Source organism: Cellulomonas cellasea (assembly GCF_006538745.1).
GTDB classification, from domain to species: Bacteria; Actinomycetota; Actinomycetes; order Actinomycetales; family Cellulomonadaceae; genus Cellulomonas_A; species Cellulomonas_A cellasea.
This window is the reverse complement of record NZ_BJLR01000036.1, coordinates 103,624-120,204: the sequence shown is the minus strand read 5'-3', so window position 1 is coordinate 120,204 and position 16,581 is coordinate 103,624. Positions and strand designations below refer to the sequence as shown.

Genomic DNA, 16,581 nt, shown 5'->3' with positions numbered 1-16,581 from the left:
AGATCGGCAACGTCGTCAAGGTCATCACGAGCATCGCGGAGCAGACGAACCTGCTCGCGCTCAACGCCACGATCGAGGCCGCGCGCGCCGGGGAGGCCGGCAAGGGCTTCGCGGTCGTCGCCGGCGAGGTCAAGGACCTCGCGCAGGAGTCGGCCCGCGCCGCCGAGGACATCGCCTCGCGGATCGCCGCGAACCAGAGCCAGACGACGTCGGCCGTCGCGGTGATCAGCCAGATCGGCCGGATCATCGAGAGCATCAACGACTACCAGATGACCATCGCGTCGGCCGTCGAGGAGCAGACCGCGACGACCACCGAGATGTCGCGCAGCGTCGCGGAGGCCGCGACCGGCTCGGGCGACATCGCCGCGAACATCACGGGCGTCGCGTCGTCCGCGGCGTCGGCGAGCTCCGTCGTGAGCCGCACGAACGACCAGGTCGCGGACCTCGCGCGGATGTCCGCCGAGCTGCGCGAGCAGGTCGGGGCCTTCCGCTACTGAGCGGTCGTGTTCTCACCCGTCCGGGTACTCACCCGCACGGGCCGGCAGTCGATGAGGACGACGCGTCACCGCACGGTGGCGCGTCGAGGGGGAGAGCACGTGTCACGAATCCGGGTCCTGGTGGTCGACGACTCCGTCGTCGTCCGCCGGCTCGTCACCGACACGCTCGCCGGTGACCCGGCGATCGACGTGGTCGGCACGGCGGCGAACGGTCAGATCGCGCTCACCAAGGTCGAGCAGCTCGCTCCCGACCTCGTCACGATGGACATCGAGATGCCGGTCATGGACGGCATCGGCGCGGTGCGGGCGCTGCGGGCCTCGGGCTCGCGCGTGCCGATCATCATGTTCTCGACGCTCACCGAGCGGGGCGCGTCGGCGACGCTCGACGCGCTCGCCGCGGGGGCGACCGACTACGTGACGAAGCCGGCGAACGTCGGCAGCGTGAGCGAGTCGCTCGCGACCGTGGCGCGCGAGCTCATCCCGCGCATCAAGGCGCTCGTGCCGAACCGCGGCCACGTCGGGGCGCTCGCCACCCCGGCCGCCGGCTCCGGCTCCGGCGCGGCCGCCCCGGCGCTGCGCCCGCTCGGTGCCCGGACCGTCACGCTGCGGCCCGCACCGCGACCGCGCCCGCTGCGGGCGATCGTCGTCGGCTCCTCGACGGGCGGCCCCGAGGCCCTCTCCCGGGTGTTCTCGGCGCTGTCGAGCCCGCTGCCCGTCCCGGTGCTCGTCGTCCAGCACATGCCGCCCGTCTTCACCCGGCAGCTCGCCGCGCGGCTCGACCGCGCGACGGGGGGCACGGTCGTCGAGGCGAGCGGCGGCGAGGAGCTGCGGCCCGGGCACGTGTACGTCGCCCCCGGCGACCACCACCTCGAGCTCCAGCGCTCCGCGAGCGGGGCGCGCACCGTGCTCACGCAAGGACCCCCGGTGAACTTCTGCCGCCCGGCCGTGGACGTGCTGTTCCGCTCGGCGGTCACGGTCTACGGCGGGGACCTCCTCGCGGTCGTCCTCACCGGCATGGGCTCCGACGGCCGCGCGGGCTGCGAGGACGTCGTCGCCGCCGGCGGCACCGTCTACGCGCAGGACGAGCGCTCGAGCGTCGTGTGGGGCATGCCCGGCGCCGTCGCCACCGCAGGCCTCGCGCACCGCGTCCTGCCGCTCGACCAGGTCGCCCACACGCTCGTGGGCGCCGTCCAGCACGCCACCGGCGCACCCGCCGCCCGAGCCTCAGGAGGTGCCGCATGACCCTCACGCCGGAGAGCTTCTCCTACGTCGCCGACGTCGTCCGTCAGCGCAGCGCGATCCAGCTCGACCTCGGCAAGGAGTACCTCGTCGAGAGCCGGCTCCTGCCGATCGTGCGCGAGCGCGGTCTCGCCGACGTCGACGCGTACGTCCGCGGCCTGCGCGCACGCCCCGACCCGGCCGAGCTCGAGCTCGTCGTCGAGGCGCTCACGACCAACGAGACGTCCTGGTTCCGCGACGCGACGCCGTTCACGGCGCTGACCCAGCACGTCGTCCCCGAGATCCTCGCCGCCCGCGGCGCTGCGACCACGCTGCGCGTGTGGTCCGCGGCGTGCTCGACCGGCCAGGAGGCGTACAGCGTCGCGATGGCGCTCGAGGACGCGCTGCCGAACGTGCGCGTGCAGATCACTGCGACCGACATCTCCGAGCAGGTGCTCGCGCGCGGTCGTGCGGGGCGGTACACGCAGCTCGAGGTCAACCGCGGCCTGCCCGCGTCGATGCTCGTCAAGCACTTCACGCGCTCCGGCACCGACTGGGAGATCAGCCAGCGGCTGCGCTCGATGGTGACGTTCCAGCGGCACAACCTGCTGCACGCGCCGCCCGCGGGCCAGTTCGACGTCGTGTTCCTGCGCAACGTCCTCATCTACTTCGACCTCGCGACCAAGCGCGAGGTCCTGCGCCGGGCCCGCTCCGTCGTGCGCCCGGGGGGCTACCTGCTCCTCGGCGCCGCGGAGACCACGCTCGGCATCGACGACGACTGGGAGCGGGTCCCCGTGGGCCGCAGCTCCGTGTACCGGCACAACGCCCGGAGGGCAGCATGAGAGCGCTCGTGATCGACGACTCCCGCACGATGCGCCGCATCGTCGCGGGAGCCCTGGGCCGGCTCGGGTACGAGACGGTCGAGGCCGGGGACGGGCAGGAGGCGCTCGACGTGCTCGAGGCCGGCGGCCGCTACGACCTCGCCTGCATCGACTGGAACATGCCCGTGATGGACGGCCTCACGTTCGTGACGAACGTCCGGGCCAACCCGCACTGGCGCTCCGTGACGCTCATGATGGTCACGACGGAGAGCGAGCACGGGCAGATCGTGCGGGCCCTGGCCGCGGGCGCGCACGAGTACATGATCAAGCCGTTCACCCCGGACGCGCTCCGGGACAAGCTCGAGCTGCTCGGGCTGCTGCCTCTCGAGGAGACCGTATGAGCCCGCTCGCCCCCTTCGACACGGTCCAGATCACCGCGATCGCCGAGGAGGTTTTCGCAGCGATGGTCGACGGCGAGCCCGGGCACCTCGTGCCCTGGGCCGGCGACGCGCCGGTGCTGGCCGAGCCGCTGCACGCCTGGGTCGAGATCCACGGCACGTTCGCGGGCCGGACGCTGCTGTCGACCGACGTGTCGACCGCGGACGACCTGGCCCGCGCGCTGCTCGGGATGCCGGCGGACGAGGCGGTCTCGGAGGAGGACCTCGTCGACGCGTTCGGCGAGGTGGTGAACGTGGTCGGCGGCAACCTCAAGGCGCTGCTGCCGGTCCAGGAGAAGCTCACCATGCCGCGGGTCGGGCGCACCGCACCGGACACGCACGGTGCGACGCGGATCGACGGCGTGGTGCTCGCCTGGCGGGGACGTCCCCTGGACGTGTCCGTCTGGCAGATCTGAGGGTCGTGGGGGCTCTCAGGATGACGACTCGACGAAGTGGGTGGTGAAGGTGCTGCGAGTGCTGGTCGCCGACGACAGCCGCGTGATGCGGCAGATCGTGGTGCGCACGTTGCGCCAGGCAGGGTACGACTGGGACGTCCGGGAGGCGCCCGACGGCGCCGCCGCGCTCGAGATGGTGCGCGCGGACGAGCCCGACCTGGTGCTGTCCGACTGGAACATGCCGGAGATGACCGGCATCGAGCTGCTGCGTGCGCTGCGGCGCGAGGGCTTCGACACGCCGTTCGCGTTCGTGACGTCCGAGGGCTCGCCCGAGATGCGGCAGACGGCCGACGAGGCGGGGGCGCTGTTCCTCATCGCGAAGCCGTTCACCGCGGAGACGTTCCGCGACGCGATCGAGCCGGTGCTCGCGTGAGCGCCGAGACGCCGCTGCCCGCGGCGAAGGACGTCCGCGAGCTCTTCGAGGGGCTGCTCGGGCGCGACGTCCAGGTCGCGACGGGCGGCGGGATGGTCGACCCGAACGAGGAGTTCGGCGCGGCGGTCGGCGTGTACGTCGACAACATGCTCCGGCTCACGGCCCTCGTGATCCTCGACCTGGACCTCGCGGCGCGGGTCGGTGCGGCCATCGGGCTCGTGCCGTCGCGCGGCGCCGAGGAGGCCATCAACGCCGGCGCACTGCCCGACAACCTGCTCGAGAACGCGTCCGAGGTGCTCAACATCACCGCGTCGCTGTTCAACGCCGAGGGCGCCCCGCACGTCAAGCTCGACGTCGTGTACGCGCCCGGCGAGCCGGTCCCCGCGGACGTCGCGCAGTGGGTGCTCGCGTACGTGCGGCGCACCGACCTCGACGTCGACATCGCCGGGTACGGGCCGGGGCGGTTCTCGCTGCTCGTGATCTGACGCGCGTCCGCCCCGTCGCCCCGTGCGGCGGGGTCGGGCGTGCGCCGGGCGCGGGGATGCTCGGCGCTGGGCACCGAGGTGCTGCGCGCTGTCCGCGTGGGGTGAGGGCTTTCACATGCCCGATTTGCTCCGGGTCAGGTCACGATCGGATAACGTGACCCGGATGGAGCAGCCGAGCCACGCCCCCGCGTCCCCTCGGCGGCGTGAGCTGCGTGAGTTCCGCTCGGCGCGATCGCGTCGTCGGCGCCTGCGGGCGCGCGCGATCGTCGTGACCTCCGTCGCCCTGTGCACGGGTGCGCTCTCCGCGTGGGCGACCGTCCCGTCGCTGCGCACCGACAGCCCGCAGCAGGCGCTCGCGTCGCTCCCGGCCGCGGTCTCGCAGCTCGTCGACCGCGGCGACGACGTGTCCCGCGGCGGCGGCGGTGGTCGGCGCCCGCACCCCTCGCCGCTCGCGACCGCGACGGGCACCCCGACCGTGACGCCCGAGCCGTCGGCGACCACGCCGGCCCCCGAGGCCTCGCCCACGACGACGCCGACCGCGGCGCCCACGTCCGCGCCGACCGCGGACCCGGCCCCGCCCGTCGCGCCGCCGGCCGAGAGCCCGGCCCCGGCACCCGCCGCCCCCGAGGCGCCCGCGCTGACCGCCGACCAGGAGTTCGCCGCGTCGCTGGTCACGCTGACGAACGAGCAGCGCGCCGCCGCCGGGCTCGGCCCGCTCGCGGTGTCGGACTGCGCGACCCAGCAGGCCGTCGCGCGCGCCCAGGTCCTCGTCGCCGAGAACCGCTTCGAGCACGACCCGCTCGAGCCCATCCTCGCCGCGTGCGGTCCGGGCTCGGCGGGGGAGAACCTCGCGCTCGGCTACCGCACGCCCGCGGAGATGATGGCGGGCTGGATGGGCTCGGAGGGGCACCGCGCGAACATCCTGCGCGCGTACTCCTCGATCGGCATCGGGTGCGTCTCGAGCCCGCGCGGCGTGCTGTGCGCGCAGGTCTTCCTGGGCTGAGCGCGGGCTCAGCGCAGGACGCGGTGGTACGGCCCGGCGCGGCGGTCCCGCGGTGCGGGAGGGCCCGCTCGCAGCGGCCCCTCCCGCCCCGCGCACCGCGGTCAGTACATGTGCAGCGACGTCACCGTGTTGGCCCACCCGTTGATGAAGTTGCCCTTCGCGTTCGGGCCCATCACGGTCCAGTCCCCGCCGCCGTTGGCGTAGTCCCAGAAGTCCCAGCTGTAGCTCGTGCGGTTCCAGATGCTCTCGATGTTGTTGTTCATCCCCTGCGGGCCGACGCCGTCGCGCAGGTCCCAGTCGCCGACGACGAATGTCGCCATGACCCCGGTCCCGTCACGGTCGGAGAAGACGCACATCCGTCCGTCGGGACAGCGGGCGTACCCGGTCGCCGCTGACGCGGTCGGGGCCGTGAGGACGACGAGCGCGGCCGTGGTGACGATCGAGGTCAGGACGTGCGTCAGCTTCATGTGGAGCTCCCCCTGCGGTGGACGTCCTCAGGGCGTCTCACGCCCTGAGCCCGATGCGGACGGACGCTAGCAGGGCGTCCGTGCGTCGCCAGGGAAGCGGCGGCGAGGCGTCCCCGACGGGCAACGCGGTGCGCGGTCGCGACGGCGCGGTGCGGGCCGTCAGCCGCGCACGACGTGCACGAGCGTCGCCACCGCAGGCGCCAGCTCGTTGTAGGACCGCTGGAACACCTCGGCGCTGTGGCCGTAGGGGTCCACCACGTCGTCGGCGCCCGGTTCCGCCGGGACCAGCCCGCGCTGGGCGGCGGCGAGCGGCACGAGCGCCCGCAGGCGGTCCCCGATCCCGGCACCGGCGGGGAGCTGCGCACGGTCCACGTGGGACGCGAGGCGGGCGAGCTCGCGCAGCGTGAACGTCCGGCGCACGGCCCCCGGGAACAGCTCGACGACGGCCGAGCGGTGCCGGCGCGTGAGCGCGAGCACGAGGTCCGCCGAGCGCACGATCTCCGGGGTGAGCTGGCGCGCCGCGAAGCCGCTCGCGTCGACCCCGGCGCCGTGCAGCAGGTCGACCATGAGCGGGCTCACGGGTGCCCCGACGACCGCGCCGGTGCCCGCCGACGACACCACGGCGCCGTCCGGGCCCACGGCCGGTCCGCGCAGCGTGCGGCCGACCGGCCACGGCGCGCCGAGCCCCGTCGCGAGCAGCCGCTCGACCGCGGGGGAGCGGCAGATGTTGCCCGTGCACACGGCGAGGACGTGGAACGGCCGGGGCGCGTCGGGGGAGGTCACGCGTCCATCATGCCCGCGCGCCGTGTCCCGACCGACCTGCCGGGCCGCCCCAGGAGCCGCGGGTAGCATCGCGGCGGCCGTGGGGAGCGGCCCCGGGGGTCGTCGCGCGAGCGGCCGCGCCCGCGTGCACGACGGGGAGGCGACGTGACGCAACCAGCGGAGGGCGCGCTGTGGGCGACGCCGGACGCGCCCGCGGGGAGCGGCCGCACGCCCGCCCGGCACGGTCGGCGCCGGCCTCGTCGGCGCGGTCCCGTCGTCGCGCTCGTGCTGACCGTCCTCGTGCTCGCCGTGGTCGCCGCGGCGGCGTCGCTCGCGTACGACGCGATCCGTGCGCGGGAGGCGCTCGAGCTCGCGCGCGGGGACGTGCGCACGCTCCAGGACCGGGTGGTCGCCGGGGACGTCGACGGTGCGGGAGCGGTCCTGCCGCAGCTCCAGGAGCGGGCCCGCACCGCCTACGAGCGCACGCACGGCCCGCTCTGGCGCGTCGCCGCCGCGCTCCCGCGGGTCGGCGCCGACGTCGAGGCGGTCCGCACGCTCAGCGCGGTCGTCGACGGGCTCGCCGCCGACGCGCTGCCCGCGTTGATGCAGGCCACGACGGTCGTCGACCCGGTGTCGCTGGCCCCGGTCGACGGCCGGCTCGACGTCGCCCCGATCGCCGCGGTCGCCCCGCAGGTCGTCGCCGCCGACGCCGCGGTGCAGGACGCGCGGGCCGCGCTCGAGGCCGTCGACACCTCCGCGCTGGTGGGAGTCGTCGCCGACGCCGTGGTCCAGCTGCGCGCGCAGGTCACGGACGTCGCGATGACCACCGCGACCGCGGCGCGCGCCGTGTCGCTGCTGCCGCCGGTGCTCGGGGCCGACGGACCGCGCGAGTATCTGCTGCTCGTGCAGAACAACGCCGAGCAGCGGGCGACCGGCGGGATCCCCGGGACGGTCGTGCACCTGCGCGCCGAAGCTGGTGCGGTCACGCTCGTCGGACAGCGCAGCGGCGGGTCGCTCGCCGGCCTCGCGGAGCCCGTGCTCCCCCTGACCCCCGCGGAGGACGCGCTCTTCGGCCCGCTGCTCGCGACCGACATGCGCGACGTCACGTTCACCCCTGACTTCCCCCGTTCGGCCGCGCTCGCGCGCGAGATCTGGCTGCGCGAGGTCGGCGGCACCGTCGACGGCGTGCTGTCGATCGACCCGGGGGCGCTCGCGCACGTCCTCGGTGCGACAGGTCCCGTCGAGGTCGGGTCCGGGCTCACCCTCACCGCCGACAACGCGGTCGAGACGCTCCTGAGCACGGTGTACCTGGAGATCGAGGACCCCGAGCGGCAGGACGAGCTCTTCGCGGCCACGGCGGGAGCCGTGTTCGGCGCCGTCGTCGACGGGCAGGGCGAGGCGCCCGCCGTGATCGACGCGCTCGCGCGGGGGGCGCGCGAGGGCCGCGTGATGTTCTGGTCCGTGCACCCCGAGGAGCAGGCCCGGCTCGCGGGGACCGTGCTCTCGGGCGAGCTGCGGGGGAGCGCCGGCGGGTCCGGCGTCGTCGGGGTGTACCTCAACGACGGGACCGAGGCGAAGATGGGCTACTACGTCGACCTCGACGTCACCGGGACCGCGACGGCGTGCGCGGCCGACGGGTCCCAGACGCTCCAGGTCACGGTGCGGCTGTCCTCCGCGGCTCCCGCCGACGCGGCGAGCCTGCCCGAGTACGTGACGGGCGCGGGCGCCGTGGTGCCGCCCGGCCAGGTGCGGACCAACGTGCTCTTCTACGCCCCCGAGGGCGGCCGCATCGAGTCGAGCAGGGTGAATTCCGCGGAGGTCGGTGCATTCGCCCAGATCCACGACGGGCTCGGCGTGGAGAGTCGGACATTTACGCTCGAACCCGGGCAGACGGTGACGGTCGAGCTGGACGTGCGCACAGCACCCGGGGACGCGAACAATGCGACATTACGGCACACACCGACCGCGCGGCAGAACGGGCCGGTATTCATTCCTTCCGCTTGCTGACGTGGGCATGTACCGTGTCGTCAGCACTCTTGTGCGCCAGTTTTTTTGTCTACCTGTGGGGGGGACTCACACATGATTCGCCGTAAGGTCCTGATCGTCGCGGCTGCCGCCGCCCTCGTCCTCGCTCCGTCCGCCGCGTTCGGCTACGGCGCGCAGGACTACACGAACAAGGGCACGGTGTCCGACTCGACGCCGGCCGCCGGCGAGAGCTTCACCGTCACCGTGCAGGGCCCGGCCAGCGCGCCGGTCACCCTCACGGTCACGTCGAACCCGGCGTCGCTGCCCGACTCCGCGATCACCATCGCCGGCACCAAGTCGCTCACGAAGACGACCAACGCCTCGGGCACGGCCGTCTTCACGGTGACGCTCGCGCAGGCGGGCACGTACACGCTCGTCGCTGCGGATGCCGCCTCGGGTGCCGTCCTCAGCACGCAGTCGCTCACGGTCGCCGGTGCTGCCGGTGCTGCGCGCGGCGCGCTCCCGACGACCGGTTCGGACGCCCTGCCGCTCGGCCTCGGTGCCGGTGCGCTCGTTCTCGCCGGTGCGGGCGCGGTCGTCGTCGCCAAGCGTCGCCGCGGGGTCACCGCCGCCTGATCGCGGTCGCTCCCCCCACGTAGTGCCGAGAAGGGCCCCCGCCGGTGGCGGGGGCCCTTCTCGTCGTCGGACGCGGGGTGCGTCCCGGCCCGCGCGGGGCGCGAGGACGAAGGCGCAGGAGGGCGGCCCGCGGGCACGGGGAGGCGTCCCGGACCCGCCGCGTCCCCACGGTTCTCCTGCTGCGCCGTGACCTGGTTCGAGGTCGCTCCCGGGGGTGGACGCGCGCCGTCGGGCGGTCCACGCTCCCGGAGCCGACGCTGCCGGCCGCGCATGCGGAAGGGGTCCCCGCCACCGGCGAGAGCCCCGTCGTCGTGCCTGGTGCGGGGTGTCAGCGCGGGGTGCGCTGCTCCCCGGAGCCGGGCTGCGACGACCCGCTCAGCGGCTCGCCCGGCCACAGCCCGGCGATGCCCTCGCCGCGCTGCTGCGACGCGCTGATCGGCTGGCGCGAGGCGGCGCTCGCGGGCCGGGTCGGGCGGACGTCCTTCGCGGACCGGCGCAGCGCGCGGCTGCCGCGGCGGCCCGCCGGCGGCGTCACGGGCTCGCCCGTCGACGTGTGCGACGCGTAGTCGTAGTACGTGTAGGCGTCGCCCTGCTTGCGGACCTGCTGGTTGACCACGACGCCGAGGATGCGCGCGCCGACGGTCTCGAGCGCGCCGACCGACTCGGCGAGCTGGTTGCGGTGCAGCTTGTTGGCGCCGACGACCAGGACCGCGCCGCCCGTGAGCTTGGAGAGGATCGCAGCGTCGGTCACGGGCAGCAGGGGAGCGGTGTCGACGAGCACGATGTCGTACGTGCGGGTCAGCTTGTCGAGCAGGTTCGCCATCGCCTGCGAGCCGAGGAGCTCGCTCGGGTTCGGCGGGATCTGGCCCGAGGGCAGGACGTGCAGGTAGCCGTTGCCCCAGGGCTGGATGACGTCCTCGACGGCGGCCTTGCCGATGAGCACCGTGGTCAGGCCGACGCCGCCCTCGAGGCCCATGTAGCGGGCGACGGAGGGGCGGCGCAGGTCGGCGTCGATGAGCGCGACCCGCGAGCCGGCGTCCGCGAGGCTGATCGCGGTGTTGATCGTGGTGGTCGACTTGCCCTCGCCGGGCAGCGACGACGTGACGACGATCGACTGCGGGCGGTCGGCGATGTCGAGGAACTGCAGGTTGGTGCGCAGCCGGCGGAACGCCTCGGCGCGGTGGCTGTGCGGGCTGCTCTGCACGATGAGCGGGTGCTGCGGGGCGTCCTCGTCGTACCCGATCGTCCCGATGACCGACGTCGAGGTGACCTTGGCGACGTCCGCCTCGCCGCGCACGCGCGTGTCGAGCACCTCGCGCAGGATCGCGAAGCCGACGCCCAGCGCGAGGCCGACGAGCAGGCCGAGGGCGAGGTTGAGCTTGGTGTTCGGCGAGGTGGGGGACGTCGGGGCGGCGGCGTCGCGGACGACGGAGATCTTCACGGCCGAGTCGCCGCCGGACGCCGGGGTCTCGAGCTCGGAGATGACGTCCGTGAACTCGTCGGCGATCGCGTCGGCCAGGGCGGCGGCGATCGCGGGGTTCTCATGGGTCACCGAGAGGTTGATGAGCGAGGTGTTGAGGGGAGAGTCCGCGGTCACGCGACCGGCGAGGGACTCCGCGCGCTCGTCGAGCCCCATCTCGTCGATGACCGGCCCGAGCACGAGCGGGCTCGTCGCGAGATTCGTGTACGAGGTGACCTGCTGACGCGTGAAGTTCGAGCCCTGGAGCAGCTCGGTGGTCGACGACCCGCCCTGCACCGAGACGAACACCTGGGTCGTGGCCCGGTACATCGGGGTGGCCAGGAGGGAGGCGGCCACGGCGCCGGCGACGGCCAGCGCCGTGAGGACGACGATCGAGACCCACCGCTTGCGCAGAATGGTCAGGTAGTCCTGCAGCTCCACAGAATCGCTCCCGCTCCCCGCGCCACGGCCCTGCACCGCAACCGATGAATTCTCGCACGTACCCGGCCCTGTAGGGCATCGGGGGCCCTGCGCGCGCGCTGTGCGCCCACATTCACCCGTTCGCTGCCCGAATTGCGCGGAATTGTCTCGACCGTTTCTGATTACCCTGGACAGGCGTCCGCGCACACGTATTCTCGATGCGACGACGACGACGCGGCCGGGGGGTCAGGTACATGACGGTACGCACGCCGCGGGTCGGTGAATTCCGGCTCCCAGCGCAGCGCGGCGCGCCCGACTCCGAGCGTCTGCGCAGCCCGTCCGTCGCGCCGCCCGCCGCGCCCCGCTGGTCCGGGGGCTACGCGCGCCGTCTGCTCATGACGGACGCGCTCGCCGTCCTCGCCGCCGTGGCCGTCGCCTACGTGGTGCGCTTCGAGGCGACCGGCATCACCACCGTCTCCGGCGAGTTCTCGCCCAGCTACCTGACCGTCTCCCTCGTGCTGCTCGGCGCCTGGCTGGGCGTCCTGGTGTCCGGCCGCACCCGTGACCGGCGCGTCGTCGGCACCGGGCCCGACGAGTACTCGCGCGTGTTCGGCGTGACGTGGCGCCTGTTCGCCGCCGTCGCCGTCGTCGCGTACCTGCTGCGGATGGAGGTCGGGCGCGGCTACCTCGCGATCGCCGCGCCGCTGGGGCTCGCTCTGCTGCTCGGGAGCCGCTTCGCGTGGCGCCAGTGGCTGCACCGCCGCCGTGACGCAGGGGAGTACCAGGCCGGCGTCCTGATCATCGGCCACCGCCCGACGGTCGCCCACCTCATCGAGACGCTGCACCGCAACCCCCGCGCCGGCTACGGCGTCGTCGGCGTGTGCGTCGCGAGCGGCGAGGTCGGCTACAGCGAGACCGTGCTGGGCGTCCCGGTGCTGGGCTCGATGGAGCAGGCGGCGGAGATCGCGGAGCGTGTCGGCGCCGACGCCGTCGCGGTGTCCGGCGCCGACGCCATCACCTCCGAGACGGTGCGCCAGCTCGGCTGGGACCTCGAGGGCAAGGGCATCGACCTCGCGCTGACCCTCGCGCTGACGGACGTCGCCGGCCCGCGCGTGATCATGCACCCGGTGAGCGGGCTGCCGCTCATGTACGTCGACGAACCGCGCTTCACCGGCCCCAGGTACGCGGTGAAGACCGCGTTCGACTGGCTGGGCGCGCTCGCCCTCACGGTCGTGCTGCTGCCGCTGCTCGCCGTCCTGGCGTTCCTCGTGAAGACCACGAGCTCCGGGCCGGTCCTCTTCACGCAGGAGCGCGTCGGCCGCGACGGCCGCACGTTCCGGATGTTCAAGTTCCGCTCGATGGAGATGGGCGCGCAGGAGCGCCTCGCCGAGGTCCTCGCGCTCGAGGGCGTCGAGTCCGTCGGGATGTTCTACAAGCCGAAGAACGACCCGAGGGTGACCCCCGTGGGTCGGGTCCTGCGCAGGTACTCGCTCGACGAGCTGCCGCAGCTGTTCAACGTGCTGCGCGGCGAGATGAGCCTCGTCGGGCCGCGGCCGCAGATCGACTCCGAGGTCGCGCTGTACGACCGGCGCGCGACACGTCGCCTGCTCGTCAAGCCGGGTCTGACCGGGCTGTGGCAGGTCTCCGGGCGCTCCGACCTGTCCGTCGAGGACGGCGTGCGGATGGACGTGTACTACGTCGAGAACTGGAGCCTGTTCGGGGACATCCTGATCCTGGCCCGGACGGCGAAGGCCGTGCTGTTCAGCGGTGGGGCGTACTAGGTGCCGGAGCGAGGCGTCCTGGTCCACGAGTGGCTCTCGCGGACCGGAGGGTCCGAGAACGTGTTCGACGCGATGGTCGGCGCGTTCCCCGAGGCGGACCTCCTGTGCCTGTGGAGCGACGTCCCGGACCGGTACCCCGGGCGGACGCTCACGGAGACGTGGTTGGGCCGAACACCCCTGCGCCGCAACAAGGCGGCCGCCGCGCCCCTCGTGCCGGCGACCTGGCGCAACCGGCGACCCGGGGGGTACGACTGGGCGCTCGTGAGCTCGCACATGTTCGCCCACCACGTGAGCTTCGTGGACCAGCCCGCCGACTTCCGCAAGTACGTCTACGTGCACAGCCCGGCGCGGTACCTGTGGAACCCCGAGCTCGACGCGCGCGGGCGCGGAATCCTGCCGAGGCTCGTCGCCCCTGCCCTGCGCTCGGTCGACCGCACGCGCGCCCAGGAGGCGGTGTCCGTCGCCGCCAACAGCATGTTCGTCCGCGAGCGCGTCCGCTCGACGTGGCACCGGGACGCGCACGTCGTCTACCCGCCCGTGGACGTGCGACGGATCAGCCGGACGGCACGCTGGGCGGACGCGCTCGACCCGTCCGACGCCGTGGTCCTCGCGTCCCTCCCCGACCAGTTCCTCCTCGGGGCCTCACGGTTCGTGCGCTACAAGCGCCTCGACCTCGTGATCGAGGCGGGCGAGATCGCCGGGCTCCCGGTGGTCCTCGCGGGTGCCGGGCCCGAGGAGGCTGCGCTGCGGGATCGCGCCGCCCGGGCGTCCGTCCCGGTGCACGTGCTCCGAGGGCCGACCGACTCCCTGCTCTTCGCGCTCTACCAGGCCGCGCTCGCGTTCGTGTTCCCCGCGGTCGAGGACTTCGGGATCATGCCGGTGGAAGCGATGGCGGCGGGGACGCCCGTGGTCGTGGGGCCCGTCGGCGGCGCCCGGGAGTCCGTCGAGGACGGCGTGACGGGAGCGGTCGCCGAGTCCACGGACCCGCACGCGCTGGCGGAGGCGGTGGAGCGCTGTGCCCGCCTGCTGCCCGTCGACTGCGTGCGCCGTGCCGAGGAGTTCGACGCGGACGTCTTCGACCGCGAGCTGCGCTCGTGGGTGTCGCCCGTCGCGTCGGTCGAGGAGCCGCGTGCCTGAGCGCCGGCGTGTGGTGATCCTTTCGACCGCCGACTTCGACGCGGAGGTGTGGACCAACAAGCAGCACCTCGCGCACGGTCTGGCGCGACGTGCCGACGTCGCGTACGTCGAGTCCTTCGGGCTGCGCGCGCCGAGGCTGACGCGAGCGGACGTGGCTCGAGTGCGCCGTCGGCTCTCGGGGGGCGGAGCGCCCTCGTCCTCGGCGCAGCGCGACGTCGCCCCGACCCGTGTCGAGGTGATCCGCCCGCGGGTCGTGCCGTTCCACGGGAGCCGTGCCGTGCGCGCGCTCAACAGGCGGCTCGTCGACCGGCTCGACGTGCGGGGGCTCGAAGACGCGGTGCTGTGGACCTTCTCGCCGCTGACCTACGGCCTGGAGAGCCGAGCCCGCGCCGTCGTCTACCACTCGGTCGACCTGCTGCACACGCAGCCCGGGGTGCCCGCGGCCGCGCTCCTCGAGGCGGAGGCGGACCTCGTCGGGCGCGCCGACCGCGTCCTCGCGAGCAGTACGGGCGTCGCACAGCACCTGCGCGAGCTCGGGGCCCCCGAGGTGCGTCTCTGGGAGAACGTCGCCGACACCGACCTGTACAGCAGCGTGCACGCCGTGCGTGAACCGCGCGCGGTCTTCGCGGGCAACCTCACGCCGACCAAGATCGACGCCGAGCTCATGCTCGCCGTCGTCGAGCGGGGCGTGCCGCTCGCCGTGGCGGGGCCGGTGCAGATCGACGGGACCTCGGTGCCGCCCGCGTTGCGGGCCGTGCTGGCCCATCCCGGAGTGACGTACCTCGGCACGCTGCGGCCCCCGGAGCTCGCGCTCGAGCTCGCCCGCTCGACGGTGGGCCTGATCCCGTACGTGCAGAACCCCTACACGGCGGGCGTCTTCCCCCTCAAGGTGCACGAGTACCTGGCGGCAGGGCTCGCGGTCGTCGCCACGGAGCTGCCGAGCCTGATGAGCACGGAGCGGCCGGGCGTCGCGACCGTCTCGCGCACCGGCTACGCCGCCGCGGTCGAGCAGGCCGTGCACGCGTTCGACGCCGCCGAGGCCGCGGAACGCTCCCGATGGGCGGGTGCTCACTCGTGGGGAGCCCGCATCGACCAGGCCGAGGAGCTGCTCCGTGGCCTCTGACGAGCGAGCCACGGTGGCGCACCAGTCCTTCGGGATCGTCGTCGTGAGCTACAGGTCCGCCCAGGAGGTCGAGGCGCTCGCCCGCTCCCTGCCGGCGGCGCTCGCCGCGCGCGTCGACGAGCTGTGCGTCGTCGACAACACCGAGGAGGCCGAGGACCTCGCGGAGGTCGGGGCGGTGCTCGCGCACAAGGGTGTGCGGCTGACCGTGCTCCGGCCCGGGGCGAACATCGGCTTCGGAGCGGCCAACAACCTCGGCCTCGCGCACCTCGCCGCCACGGGCTGCGAGCTCGTCTGGTTCCTGAACCCGGATACGCGCGTCGCGGACGCCGACCCCGACCGCCTCGACCGGGAGCTGCGCGCCCAACCCGCACCCGTCCTGCTCGCGACGGGCCTCCGCACGCCTTCCGGCCGACGCGCCGGCACCTCGGTCCTCAGCCTGCGGACGGGCCGGGTCGTGCACGGCGCGCCGAGCGGTGGGCGTGTCACGTTCGTCAACGGGAACTCGATGCTCGCGCGGGTGCCCGGGCTGCTCGCACTCGGAGGCTTCGACGAGCGGTTCTTCCTGTACTTCGAGGAGGCCGACCTCGCGCTCCGCAGCGCCGCCGCGGGCATGCCGCTGGGTGTCGTCGAGGGGCTGTCCGTGACGCACGAGGGTGGCGGCTCGACGGGATCGCGTCGCGGCGAGCGTCGCAGCCGCGTGACGGTGCACCACGCCAACCGCAGCTGCGTGCTGTTCTTCGCCAAGCACCGCCCGGCCCGACTGCCCCTCGTGCTGGCCGCGCGGGCGGCGAACTGCGCGCGTCTGCTGGTCGGTGACCCGCGCGTGGCCGGGGCGGCGACGGCCGGTCTGCTCGCCGGGGTGGCGGCGCTGGTCCACCGGGCGCCGGGAGAGAGGATGGGCCGATGAGGCGGCGGGTGCATGCGGTCGTGTACTGGGGGCTCCTGTGGTGCGCGACCGTGGTCGGGAACGTGCCCTCCCACACGCTGCGCAACGCGTTCTACCGCCACGTCCTGAAGATCACCCTGCCCCGGACCTCGATCGTCTACTGGGGCGCGAGGTTCTTCGGGCGGGGCGGGCTCGTCATCGGCCACCACACGATCGTCGGGGACCACGCCTTCCTCGACTCGAGGCGCGGGCTGACGATCGGCAACAACGTGAACATCGCCTCGGAGCTCCGGGTGTGGACCGCAGAGCACGACGTCGACGTCCCCGGGCTGCCCACCACGGGCGCTCCGGTCACCATCGGGGACCTGTGCTTCATCGGCAGTCGCGTCACGATCCTGCCGGGCGTGACGATCGGCGAGGGCGTGGTCGTGGGTGCGGGTGCGGTGGTCACGAAGGACCTCCCGCCGTGGACGGTGTGCTTCGGTGTCCCGGCGCGACCGGTGCGGGCACGGGCGCGCTCCGAGTACACCCTGTCGACGTCCGAAAGGGCGTTGTTCCAGTGAGCGCGGTCCACGGTGCCGCCGAGGTCGGACCGGGCACGCGGGCACCAGGGGCGGCCGGCACCCGCGCCGACGACGCTGCCGCGTGCGGGGCGC

18 protein-coding genes are annotated in these 16,581 nt (G+C 73.9%); 15 read left to right on the top strand and 3 right to left on the bottom strand.

The annotated features are described in order from the left end of the window. The 8 genes from CCE01nite_RS19020 to CCE01nite_RS18985 all read left to right on the top strand — a co-directional run. A partial coding sequence (locus tag CCE01nite_RS19020; protein WP_246056740.1) for a methyl-accepting chemotaxis protein occupies positions 1–497 on the top strand: 497 nt, incomplete at its 5' end. Positions 498–596: 99 nt separating this feature from the next. Next, the gene (locus CCE01nite_RS19015) at positions 597–1,739 is read left to right on the top strand and encodes a protein-glutamate methylesterase/protein-glutamine glutaminase (protein ID WP_034634091.1); all 1,143 of its coding nucleotides are present in this window, start codon (positions 597–599) and stop codon (positions 1,737–1,739) included. Further along, the gene (locus tag CCE01nite_RS19010; RefSeq protein ID WP_034634094.1) at positions 1,736–2,557 is read left to right on the top strand and encodes a CheR family methyltransferase; all 822 of its coding nucleotides are present in this window, start codon (positions 1,736–1,738) and stop codon (positions 2,555–2,557) included. The genes CCE01nite_RS19015 and CCE01nite_RS19010 overlap by 4 nt, the downstream gene beginning before the upstream one ends. Then, positions 2,554–2,937 carry a response regulator gene (locus CCE01nite_RS19005; protein WP_034634097.1) on the top strand — a complete coding sequence of 128 codons (384 nt, stop codon included), beginning with the start codon at positions 2,554–2,556 and terminating at the stop codon, positions 2,935–2,937. The genes CCE01nite_RS19010 and CCE01nite_RS19005 overlap by 4 nt, the downstream gene beginning before the upstream one ends. Continuing rightward, a complete protein-coding gene (locus CCE01nite_RS19000; protein WP_034634100.1) occupies positions 2,934–3,389 on the top strand; it encodes a chemotaxis protein CheX in 456 nt (151 codons plus the stop codon). Before CCE01nite_RS19005 ends, CCE01nite_RS19000 begins: the two co-directional genes overlap by 4 nt. Before the next feature lie 52 nt (positions 3,390–3,441). Beyond that, complete coding sequence (locus CCE01nite_RS18995; protein WP_034634119.1) at positions 3,442–3,801, top strand: response regulator; 360 nt, start codon at positions 3,442–3,444, stop codon at positions 3,799–3,801. Then, positions 3,798–4,286: a hypothetical protein gene (locus CCE01nite_RS18990; RefSeq protein WP_034634103.1), complete on the top strand. Its 489-nt coding sequence runs from the start codon at positions 3,798–3,800 to the stop codon at positions 4,284–4,286. The genes CCE01nite_RS18995 and CCE01nite_RS18990 overlap by 4 nt, the downstream gene beginning before the upstream one ends. A 163-nt stretch (positions 4,287–4,449) precedes the next feature. Further along, positions 4,450–5,289, top strand: coding sequence for a CAP domain-containing protein (locus CCE01nite_RS18985; RefSeq protein WP_170223994.1), 840 nt, complete (start codon positions 4,450–4,452; stop codon positions 5,287–5,289). A 101-nt stretch (positions 5,290–5,390) separates the two neighbouring features. On the opposite strand, the gene CCE01nite_RS18980 is transcribed toward CCE01nite_RS18985, so the two are convergent. Both CCE01nite_RS18980 and CCE01nite_RS18975 read right to left on the bottom strand, forming a co-directional pair. Further along, positions 5,391–5,756 carry a peptidase inhibitor family I36 protein gene (locus CCE01nite_RS18980; RefSeq protein ID WP_052104148.1) on the bottom strand — a complete coding sequence of 122 codons (366 nt, stop codon included), beginning with the start codon at positions 5,754–5,756 and terminating at the stop codon, positions 5,391–5,393. Positions 5,757–5,915: 159 nt separating this feature from the next. Continuing rightward, entirely contained in the window at positions 5,916–6,539 is a 624-nt protein-coding gene (locus tag CCE01nite_RS18975; RefSeq protein ID WP_034629948.1) for an arsenate reductase/protein-tyrosine-phosphatase family protein, read from the bottom strand. A gap of 144 nt (positions 6,540–6,683) precedes the next feature. On the opposite strand from CCE01nite_RS18975, the gene CCE01nite_RS18970 reads away from it, so the two are divergent. Further along, on the top strand, positions 6,684–8,525 hold the full coding sequence (locus CCE01nite_RS18970) for a DUF4012 domain-containing protein (protein ID WP_052104145.1): 1,842 nt from the start codon (positions 6,684–6,686) through the stop codon (positions 8,523–8,525). Between the two features lie 72 nt (positions 8,526–8,597). Next, positions 8,598–9,119 (top strand): LPXTG cell wall anchor domain-containing protein, encoded by a 522-nt coding sequence (locus tag CCE01nite_RS18965; RefSeq protein ID WP_084142690.1) that lies wholly within the window; start codon positions 8,598–8,600, stop codon positions 9,117–9,119. Positions 9,120–9,447: 328 nt separating this feature from the next. Here the strand turns inward: CCE01nite_RS18965 and CCE01nite_RS18960 are convergent, their stop codons facing one another. Next, positions 9,448–11,019 carry a tyrosine-protein kinase domain-containing protein gene (locus tag CCE01nite_RS18960; protein ID WP_174774716.1) on the bottom strand — a complete coding sequence of 524 codons (1,572 nt, stop codon included), beginning with the start codon at positions 11,017–11,019 and terminating at the stop codon, positions 9,448–9,450. Between the two features lie 233 nt (positions 11,020–11,252). On the opposite strand from CCE01nite_RS18960, the gene CCE01nite_RS18955 reads away from it, so the two are divergent. Genes CCE01nite_RS18955 through CCE01nite_RS22430 form a run of 5 tightly spaced genes read left to right on the top strand, consistent with a single transcriptional unit; the run spans position 11,253 to position 16,488 of the window. Then, a complete protein-coding gene (locus tag CCE01nite_RS18955; RefSeq protein ID WP_034629944.1) occupies positions 11,253–12,779 on the top strand; it encodes a sugar transferase in 1,527 nt (508 codons plus the stop codon). After that, positions 12,780–13,916: a glycosyltransferase gene (locus CCE01nite_RS18950; RefSeq protein WP_034629940.1), complete on the top strand. Its 1,137-nt coding sequence runs from the start codon at positions 12,780–12,782 to the stop codon at positions 13,914–13,916. Beyond that, positions 13,909–15,039: a glycosyltransferase gene (locus tag CCE01nite_RS18945; RefSeq protein WP_141372834.1), complete on the top strand. Its 1,131-nt coding sequence runs from the start codon at positions 13,909–13,911 to the stop codon at positions 15,037–15,039. Before CCE01nite_RS18950 ends, CCE01nite_RS18945 begins: the two co-directional genes overlap by 8 nt. Beyond that, the gene (locus tag CCE01nite_RS18940; protein ID WP_169744022.1) at positions 15,029–15,946 is read left to right on the top strand and encodes a glycosyltransferase family protein; all 918 of its coding nucleotides are present in this window, start codon (positions 15,029–15,031) and stop codon (positions 15,944–15,946) included. The genes CCE01nite_RS18945 and CCE01nite_RS18940 overlap by 11 nt, the downstream gene beginning before the upstream one ends. Further along, positions 15,943–16,488 carry an acyltransferase gene (locus CCE01nite_RS22430; RefSeq protein ID WP_084142688.1) on the top strand — a complete coding sequence of 182 codons (546 nt, stop codon included), beginning with the start codon at positions 15,943–15,945 and terminating at the stop codon, positions 16,486–16,488. The genes CCE01nite_RS18940 and CCE01nite_RS22430 overlap by 4 nt, the downstream gene beginning before the upstream one ends. Positions 16,489–16,581: the final 93 nt, after the last annotated feature.